The sequence below is a fragment of the Coprobacter sp. genome, assembly GCF_982436375.1.
In genome coordinates, this window is record NZ_CEWDCG010000110.1 from 1 (window position 1) to 10028 (window position 10028).

The following is a 10028-nucleotide window of genomic DNA, read 5'->3' on the forward strand; positions in this document are numbered from 1 at the left end:
TTATTGTTTTCACTTGTCAAATAGCAAGACAAGTGAAAACGGAAAGAAAGACTGGAAAAAAATGCAAAGAGGTCCTTATCGAAAAATTCAGACAGACTTAAAAAATTCAAAACGGATTGATCCGGATCATTCATAATCATACGCATACATAGATCCAATAATTTTCAGCGTATCTTAATCTTAGAAAACAAACAACTAATAAAAAACTTGTTTGTTATTATTAATCAGCCGGTAAAATACTTTTAATAACCATATAAATAAAATAGCCTATGAAACAGGAAAAAATACTAACTCTCACACTCTCTCAACTAAAGCAACTATATAAACAAGAACTTCCTGCACTTATATCAATCGCGCAAAATAGTCCCAATGAAGAAAAATTCAAGATACAATTAAATGCATTTATAGATACTATACCGACAAACAATACTCAAGAAACGATCAAAATGTTGATAGACTACGATGGAAAATCTATCTTCGAACTCTCTACGGGACAAAACATCCAAATAAAAACAATCTCTCTCTTATATCGATTTCTCACAGAAAATTTAAACGACGAAGAAACTCCAACAGATTTATTCATCGATCTATATTTTCTATTTAAAGGATCAGAAAACAATTATACCTCCCCATCTTTACAACAAATCAAAAAACGTACACACCGATGGGAAAGCGGTCTGGATAAGAAAGTAATAGAAATTCGGGAACAAAACAAAGAACGAATTTTACATATTCTGATACAAAAAATCGAAAATAGGAAAACTGCGTCTCGTTATCATTTCGAATCTGACCTAAACTATAATGAAAAATACGAACTTGTCAAAGAATGGTGGAACGACTTCAGATTTCATCTTTCGACAGCCGTAAAAAGTCCCAAAGAACTGAATAGATTTTTAGGAAATTCTCTCTCTGACGAAACCATGTATCTATTGCAACGGGCAAAAAAAATCGGAATGCCATTCTTTGTCACTCCGTATTATCTTTCACTATTAAATATAAATGAAGAAGGATATAATGATATTTCTATACGTAGTTATATCTTATATTCTCCCGAACTAGTCGAAACATACGGCCATATAAAAGCTTGGGAAAAAGAAGATATTGTAAAAGACGGAAGGCCAAATGCTGCCGGGTGGTTGCTTCCTGAAGGTCATAATATTCACAGACGTTATCCGGAAGTGGCAATTCTCATACCTGATACAATGGGACGAGCCTGTGGAGGTTTATGTGCGTCTTGTCAAAGAATGTATGATTTTCAAAGTGAACGGCTAAACTTCGAATTCGAAAATTTACGCCCGAAAGAAAGCTGGGAGAAAAAACTCAAACGACTAATGGACTATTTCGAAACGGATACTCAATTACGCGATATACTCATTACCGGAGGCGATGCATTAATGAGTCAGAACAAAACTTTACGCAATATATTAGAAGCGGTTTACCGAATGGCTGTCCGTAAACGTAAAGCAAACAAAAATCGTCCTGAAGGAGAAAAATATGCAGAGCTGCAACGCATCCGGTTAGGATCACGTCTTCTGGCTTATTTGCCGATGCGCATCGACCAAGAATTGATCGACATACTTAAAGAGTTCAAAGAAAAAGCTTCCGCAATCGGTGTCAAGCAATTTATTATACAAACACATTTTCAAACACCGCTTGAAGTCACTCCCGAAGCTAAAAATGCTATCCGAAAAATACTATCCGCCGGATGGTTGATTACTAACCAACTCGTATATACAGTGGCTGCTTCCCGCCGAGGACACACAACTCGTCTTCGCCAGATTCTTAATCATTTAGGAGTAGTCTGTTACTATACCTTTTCGGTAAAAGGATTTAACGAGAATCATGCCGTATTTACTCCTAACAGCCGTTCCTTGCAAGAACAACACGAAGAAAAAATTTATGGCAACCTTTCTGCCGAGCAAGCAAAAGAATTGTGTTCTATCCTCGAATCCGGAGAAAATACAGCGAATAGTCTCCGTTCTTTCTTGAGCAAACATCATCTACCTTTTGCCGCTACAGACAGAAATGTGTTAAATCTCCCAGGAATAGGTAAAAGCATGACATTCCAAACGATCGGAATTACTGAAGATGGGAAACGAATATTACGCTTCGATCACGATCATACCCGTAAACACAGTCCGATTATCGATAAAATGGAATATGTCTATATCAAAGAAAACAAATCTATTGCAGAATATTTGCGCCAGCTCATAAAAATAGGAGAAGATGCCGAAGATTATGCAACAATCTGGAAATATTATCAAGGAGAAACAGAACCCCGTTTCAAACTCCATGAATATCCGGAACTTCCATTTCAAGTAACAAAACAAATCAGTAATTTGATTATAAACTAACTACGGAGAAAAAATTATTCTGAATAATACTTTATTTGTATTATTCAGAATAACCAGCCTAACCCTTAACACCTAAAATTCTACCATTTCCATATAATCGAGATTCCAACCTTCTATACCTAAGACAGGATTCTCTCCTTGTAAATCTTTTGCATTAAACTCAAGAATCACTTGCTTGGTCTCTCCCGGTAATAAAGAAAAATAATTATCACTATAATAAACCGGAAGCACCCGTTCTTTTGATCTATCACGCAAAACTTTCAAACGAGTCATCAACGCAATATTCTTTCCTACATTTTTAATATCGACCGTCAAAAATACCTTTCCTCCACTTTTTTCCCAATAAAGACTATATTGCAGGTCGGCCGGAAGCATATTCGACAAATCGGAATACTCTTGATACTCATTTCCCCTCCAGTAAAAATTATCGGTAATAATTTTATTTCCGTCTTTCAGTTCCAATTTTATAAAATGAACCGGAGAAAGTTTTTTCGGATAAACGATAGACATGCAATCCGTAACGGTATCAGATCCGGAATCCAGTCGTACAGAATCTCGCAACATCAAAGTACCGTCCATATTATAGATACGCACTTCTGCAATCAAATTTTTATATCCTTGGCGAGTATTATTCGCAACTTTGACTTTATCAAGCTGACTATCCCACAGAATATGTAACGGTTCTAAAGCTTTTTTACAACCATAATAACCGGCTGTCAGATCAAGGTAATAATCATAAGTCTGCCATACAGTGTTCGGCCATGCAGACTGACTCATCCACATTAACATACCATTACTCTGAGCACCGACAAAAGATTCGAACATAGCCTTATGATTTTCCATATTGACCATCTGCGCTTTCTTGCAAAAATCCTGCAAATCTGAGGCCTTGCCATAACGGTTCACTGCATTCATAAAACCGGATGCACCTTGCGCCGAATGAATACAAAAATCATGTAGCCCCCAGACATCATTCACCGGCCAATATTTATCTTCCGGCAACATCTTCTTCATACTTTCTATTGAGGGGATATTAGGCATTCCCATCTCCGAGTGAAGTTTCCTATGCGTTCTTATCTTAAAATAATGCCTCGGATTCTGAACGCTGTAAGGTCCAAATCCAGAAACCGTACCGGTCGCAGAATGAGGTATATACAAACGAGTTCCGTCCAACAAAGATGTCTGCTCTCGCAACGCCTTATTTAATGTTTCCGGAGGATTACCCTCATTGCGTCCGCAATACAAAGCTATCGAAGGATGATTTCTAAAATGTTTTATTTTATCGACAGCATTCTTCATAAACATCTTTTCATCATTCGGATTAGGGCCATCTCCCGGATTAGCTAACCAAAAATCATCCCAAACCATAACTCCATATTTATCACAAGCCCGATAAAAATCCTCATCTCCAGTCATTCCTACCCAATTACGGATCATATTGAAATTTTCTTCCTTATGTAAACGAACCCGAACATCATATCCCTCTTTATCCAATCGAAGCATAGACTCGCTAAGTCCCCAATTGCCCCCTCTGAAAAATATACGAGTACCGTTTACATACGTTTTCAAGACACCGTCACTCTCATCATAACTCATCTCCCGTATTCCGAAAGGTATAGTTTTCTTATCGGATACACCTCCGTTCGCCACAAAAGATAATTCGAGCGAGTACATATTCTGTTCACCATAACCGTTAGGCCACCACAAATCGGGATTTTCGATACATAACTGAGGCAAGGTATTTTTATCCAAGACCAAATCTCTATGTTCAAAAGCATTCAATGACACGCTCCGGCTAAAACGGATATTTCCCGGATTGATTATTCCCATCAATTTTCCCTTACAAGCCCTGTCCGAATGATTTTGTAATTCGACTCTCAAAGTCAAATCAGCAGAGGACAAATCTGGCAAAGGCAAATCCGATATAATAAAAGGATCAATCAAAGAAACATCGTTGGTAGCCGAAATAAACACATCATCCTGTATTCCTATATTTCTACCTCGCATCGTCGGTAACCAATCCCAGCCCACACTGGCGTGAATCGTCGGATTATCAGCTCCCAGCACTCCTCCATTTTTTCCGGCGCTATTCAAACTTTGTACAGTTATCTGTCCCGGAGTATCATTTTTATAAATATATACTGCAATACACGCCTTTTCACCTGAAACGACATAAGGAGTTATATCGAACTTTCCACGAATAAAAGCACCCTTTATATCTCCGACACGATGTCCGTTTACAAATACATCGGCTTTCCAATTAATTCCGTTAAAATTAAGCCAGATTCTTTTTCCTTTATACTTATTAGGAACAATAAAGATTGTACGATACCAAAAATCTGCAGTAAAAAAAGCATCTGATATTTGCAGTTGTTGATCTCCAAAATTAGGATCGGGAATAGCTCCTATATTCAAATAACTGGTCAACACCGTTCCCGGAACTGTAGCGATGATCCAATCCCGGTCATCAAATACCGGATCAGAGACCTCAAGACCATCTAATTTCACCAAACTTGCACGCTGCACTTTCCAATTTCCTCCGGTCAAATAATAAGCCCCTTCTTTTCCCATATACGGAACAGCCATTTGTTTCGGGATTACTCCTCCCGTCCCATAAACTTCCATCTCTGCCAAAGAATAATGCTCCGAAATACCGTCTGTCATATATAGCCTTACATATTTCGCAGTTGCCGTAGTCAGTTTTATTTCTTCTATTCCTCCTTTCCCCTCATTCGTTGAATACAGCGAACGCCAATTGCGTTTATCAGTAGAAAATTGAATTTGATATGACTGTGCAAACTCTTCTCCCCAAAACAACTTTACTTTATTGATCCGACAAATCGTCCCCAAATCAATATAAACCCATTGATCCTCCTTTCCAGCACTCTCCCATTTACTCGAAAAAACAGCCCGATCGATTCGACTGACATTTTTCTCGAACAAGTCTATCTCAGACAATTGAGTACGGTTATCCCCTCTATTATCTGTAATATCGAGCCTATACATTCTATACGCATTCGTGTTCTTTGCTGTAAAAGAAAGAGACTCTTTCCGCTTGTTAAAACGAATATCGGAACGCGTATCTAACAAAGTCCAATTCTTACCATCATTCGATCCTGAAAATGTCCAATTTTTCGGATCTCTTTTTTCATCATCATTGGCAGAAGTCAAGACATAACGATCTATTATATAAGACGCTCCATTTGCAAATTCATACTGAATCCAACCCTCCGAATGGAATGTCAAATATTTTGAATTCGGTGATCCGTCAAACAGATTTTCAGGAGATTCTCCAGATGGAAAATCTGAATATTGTACCGTAATTTTCGAATCTCCCTGAACATCCGTATTTCCATCAGTAATTAAATGAGCCGTATAATCAAAATTCGAACATGAAGAATGATAAGCAGCCCTATTCAGTGCTAAATTATGGACTTGCACAGAATTATCCGGGACAAACGATATAGGGGAAACTATATTTTGACCTTGCAGAGTTCCTCCCACACAAAAACATAATATACCCCAATATCTCAAAAATCCGGTGAGAGAAGATCTTTTTATTTTTTGAATCACGTGTAACGTTTTATAGTTTAATATCTACCTTCTTTCCTACATACTTAACAACTTTATCAGGTGAGTTTTTTTCTACACCTCTTCCCTTCTCGGAAGAAACTAAAACAACACGAAACTCTCTTTCTTTCGACATGCCTTTATACGCACCCCGCCGTTTCCTAATGGTCAACGTCCTCTTTTTTTCATTCCACATAAAAGGAATCGAACTATATTCTCCTCGCTCACAATCAAATGTTTCCCCGTCATCTTCATACAATTCGAACCGACCGTCCGCACCTTGATATACACGTACTTCAACCGGAGCACTTGAATCAGGATTCATTAATAATGATACGTTCATAGGAATAATCGACCCGGCCGGAACATATACAGGAATACGCTCTATCGGAGCATCTGCTACGATTGTTTGCCCACCTTCGTAGTTCTCTCCCGTCCAAAAATCAATCCAACGCTTCCCTGAAGGAAGATATACCTCACGTTTGCGGTCTCCCGCATTCAAAACCGGACAAATTAAAAGGGAAGGACCATACATAAACTGATCTTTACAATCGAGAATTTTTTTATCTTCCGGAAAATCGAAAGCCAACAACCGCATCGGTGTATAATGATTGCGAGTTACCTGACCAGACAAAGTATAAATATAAGGGAACAAAGCATAGCGTAAATTGATAAATTCCGTACAAATTTTTTGCGCTTCAGCACCATATGCCCACAATTCATTCGGAACTTTCGTATTACCCGGATAACGTCTTCCATGTGCTCGAAATACAGGACAGAAAGTGCCATATTGAAACCAACGAGTAAACACCTCCCGATAGTTTTTATCAGCAGGATCGCCACCTGAATAACCTCCAATATCGGTAGTCCAATAAGGAATCCCGCAGGCTACAAAATTTAACCCGGCCGTTACTTGTTTACGCAACTCATCAAAAGTAGTGGGTATATCTCCCGACCAAACAGCCGTACCTACTTTTTGCTGAGAAGCCCATGCACAACGTGTCAATATATAAGGCCGCTGATTCGGACGAGTTTTCAGTAACCCGTTATAAAACGTCGTAGCGTGTACTAACGGATAAAGATTACGAACTTTCAATGCCGGTCCGTCGTGAGTTACAGTCGGTAAAAAAGAGTTTACCTGATCCGGTTCACAACCATCCAAGAACCAGCCGTCAATTCCCAAATCGACTAACGGCATTACCTGTTTCCAGTAAATCTCGGCAGCTTTAGGACTAAATGCATCATAAATAATGCCATCCAGAGCTTTTGCTTCGTCCAGTAATAAACCGTCTCTATTAAACTCTTCATAATTAGGAATTCCGGGACGGAATGTCGGCCATATCGTAATTACGGCACGAGTATTATAATTTTTATGTAAAGAACTTAACATTCCCGGAACATCAGGGAAAAGATTTTCATCAAATCGATGAGAACCCGTACCATATTTCTGCCAATAAAAATAATCGATAAAAATTGTGCTCATCGGGATATTTTCCTTGTGCATCCGTTCTGCAATATCCATAACTTCTTTTTGCGTTGCATATTTATTTCGACTTTGATGATACCCCAAAGACCAATAAGGAATCATAGGAGCTTTACCGGTAAGCGAACGATAAGAAGCAATCAAATCATCTAATTTATCTCCTACGAAATAATAATAACTGATTATATCTCCTATATCAGACTGAAAACTCATCCCCATTTTGTTATCTTGAAAAATAGTTCGAGACGGATTATTCCATAATATTCCCCAACCTTTTGTCGAATAAATAACAGGAACAGCGGCCTGAGTATTAAATTGCACCAACTCTCTTCTTTTACCTCTCAAATTCAACGAATTATCTCTAAATTGTCCTAACCCGTAAAGAGCATCTTCCGGAGATAAACTAAAGCGACAAGCCACTTTTTCTCCATATCCGGTTTCAGAACGGCCTCCGCCCGGATATTCTTGTATCAACAATTTGCCCAAACGATCATACAAACAGATTTGCCCCGTACGTTTTTCTACGGTAGCAGAAAAACGATCTGTTTTTAATAAAATCCGCTCGGAGTCTTCCTTTACCGAAAATTTTGCTCCGGCAGGTTCTTGAGAAACTGCATAATTTTTCTGCGATTCGATCGCATTCAATGATCCTGAATGAACCGCAAGAGCTCCGAATTCATAAGGTTTCAACCGTAATACTCCAGACTCCGTATTTATCCATAAAGCCCCTTCCGCCTTTTTCCATGAAATAACCGGTTGCTTTCCCATACTTCTTAGATCATCATTCGATTTGCGAGGAAAAACGACATCTGCAAACTGTTCTCCCGCAACAACCCTACTAAATTCTCCGGCATTGCCTTTTTCGCATAAAAAGGTAATCCGGTCAAAAGAAAAATCTCCGGATAAAGTCATAGACGCTCCTTCAACATCAGGAACTGATGCTAAGGGAGGATTTATGAATAAATAAGCCTTATTTTTTTCAACCCTTAAAATAAGTTGTACGGCATTTTCCATTTTTTCACGGCATTTTTTCGAACCGAAACAAATCGTTTTATCCTGACCGACAGCTCCCACAAATAACTTTTCTTGAGAATTTTCTAATAAAGATAATCCTAAACGTCCGTTTCCGGCAATCTTCCGAACTGAAAAACTTATCCATAAAGTTTTAGTATTTCGATATTCATCAGACAATTCACGGGAAAGTTTTATATTATCTTTTTTTGCATCTAAAAACAATCTGTTTTTAAAGACAGCGACACCAGTCACATCTAAACCTGGTTCTAAAATCTTTACTTCTGAACAGTCTCCCTTCCAATCCGACTTCCATCCTCGCTCTCTTTGTCCATATCCTGAGGAAAATGATACAAGACAAAATAACAAACAGAAAAATTTTAAATACTGAGTCTTTAACTTACTATTCTTTCCGCTCTTCATAATATCAAAAAAATACTTATCGTTAATCTATTACTTTTTCCAACGTATTTTAACCGGAGAATCTCCGGGCATAAAATCAATGCAAATTTTATCCGAAGCAATTGTTGCAGGAAGCTTCTTTCCTTTCTGTGTTGCTTTAACAGATGTCACTCCGGTTATTTCTATAACTAACGTAAGAGGTTCAGTAAAAAGCTTTTTATCTAAAGTCATCTCCGTTTTACAAATCAAACCGTTCTTTCGGGGAGTCACTGATAAACGAACATTTTCAGATTCCTTCACATAACTGGCAATTTCAAGAAATGTACCGACCCATATTCGGTCTTCTTTAGATTTTACATAAGCCATGTGATTATCCAAAACATCCGCTGATGGAAACGCATCAAAACCATCAATAATAGCATGTATCATCGGTATGCCCCACTCTCCTTTTTTAATTAATCCGTCAGCCCAATTATTCATCCACTGAGTCGTTGTTCTATATCCCCAGCCCGAACAGCGTGTACGAGTATCCACACGATTCTCCATCGCAATAGCAAGAACTTGATCATTAAATGCATTATAAGGATAACAGAATGTCCGGGGCTTCTTTCCTATTTTCAACAGAATAAGACTATCGGCTTTCTCTATCTCCGCACGAATCTCCTGTTCCGATTTCAGATTTACAAGATTCTTATGAGACCAACCGTGATTCGAGATTTCATGTCCATTATCCGACATCTCTTTTAATCTTTTCCATGTAATCCCACCCCACTTCTTTTTCGAATTTGTAAGAATTTCTTCTGTCTCAGGAACCATCGAAGGTATTGCCCAAAAAGTTCCTCGAAAACCATATTTTTCAAGCATAGGGGCAGCCAATATGCTCTGATCTCTCAACGCATCGTCAAAAGTATAGCTGATAGCGCATGCCTTATCACCTTTAAAAGAAGCAATACGAACTTTCGGCATATCTACACCCTGCTCGTCGACCTTTTTATTAATCCTTTTTGCATCAACCGATTCCGGCAACAATATTATCAAAAAAAATAAAGACAGAAAAAGAGAAAAATTGAAATTCTTCATGGTTGTAAAATAATATATGTGTGTATCGCAAATCAAATATTTTTAACAAAGAAAGCCTTGTTCTATTAAATATTCAACCGTATTTGAATTAATTTCTTATTAAAATTTTTATATACATAATTTAAAAG

4 protein-coding genes are annotated in these 10028 nt (G+C 38.0%); 1 reads left to right on the forward strand and 3 read right to left on the reverse strand.

Going from position 1 to position 10028, the window contains the following annotated elements; all coding sequences use genetic code 11:
- Positions 1-269: 269 nt before the first annotated feature.
- A complete protein-coding gene (locus tag AC1WHX_RS07515; RefSeq protein WP_302544886.1) occupies positions 270-2354 on the forward strand; it encodes a KamA family radical SAM protein in 2085 nt (694 codons plus the stop codon).
- Positions 2355-2426: 72 nt separating this feature from the next.
- Here AC1WHX_RS07515 and AC1WHX_RS07520 read toward each other — a convergent pair whose 3' ends face one another.
- The 3 genes from AC1WHX_RS07520 to AC1WHX_RS07530 all read right to left on the reverse strand — a co-directional run bounded on the left by AC1WHX_RS07520 (position 2427) and on the right by AC1WHX_RS07530 (position 9900).
- A complete protein-coding gene (locus AC1WHX_RS07520) occupies positions 2427-5927 on the reverse strand; it encodes a glycosyl hydrolase 2 galactose-binding domain-containing protein (protein WP_481229090.1) in 3501 nt (1166 codons plus the stop codon).
- Positions 5928-5937: 10 nt separating this feature from the next.
- Positions 5938-8787 (reverse strand): glycoside hydrolase family 31 protein, encoded by a 2850-nt coding sequence (locus AC1WHX_RS07525; RefSeq protein WP_418236367.1) that lies wholly within the window; start codon positions 8785-8787, stop codon positions 5938-5940.
- A gap of 84 nt (positions 8788-8871) precedes the next feature.
- Positions 8872-9900: a polysaccharide deacetylase family protein gene (locus AC1WHX_RS07530; RefSeq protein WP_481229092.1), complete on the reverse strand. Its 1029-nt coding sequence runs from the start codon at positions 9898-9900 to the stop codon at positions 8872-8874.
- Positions 9901-10028 lie beyond the last annotated feature (128 nt).

Coding starts and splice junctions, on each gene's coding strand:
- AC1WHX_RS07515 (WP_302544886.1), top strand. CDS start 270: ATGAAACAGGAAAAAATACTAACTCTCACACTCTCTCAACTAAAGCAA.
- AC1WHX_RS07530 (WP_481229092.1), bottom strand. CDS start 9,900: ATGAAGAATTTCAATTTTTCTCTTTTTCTGTCTTTATTTTTTTTGATA.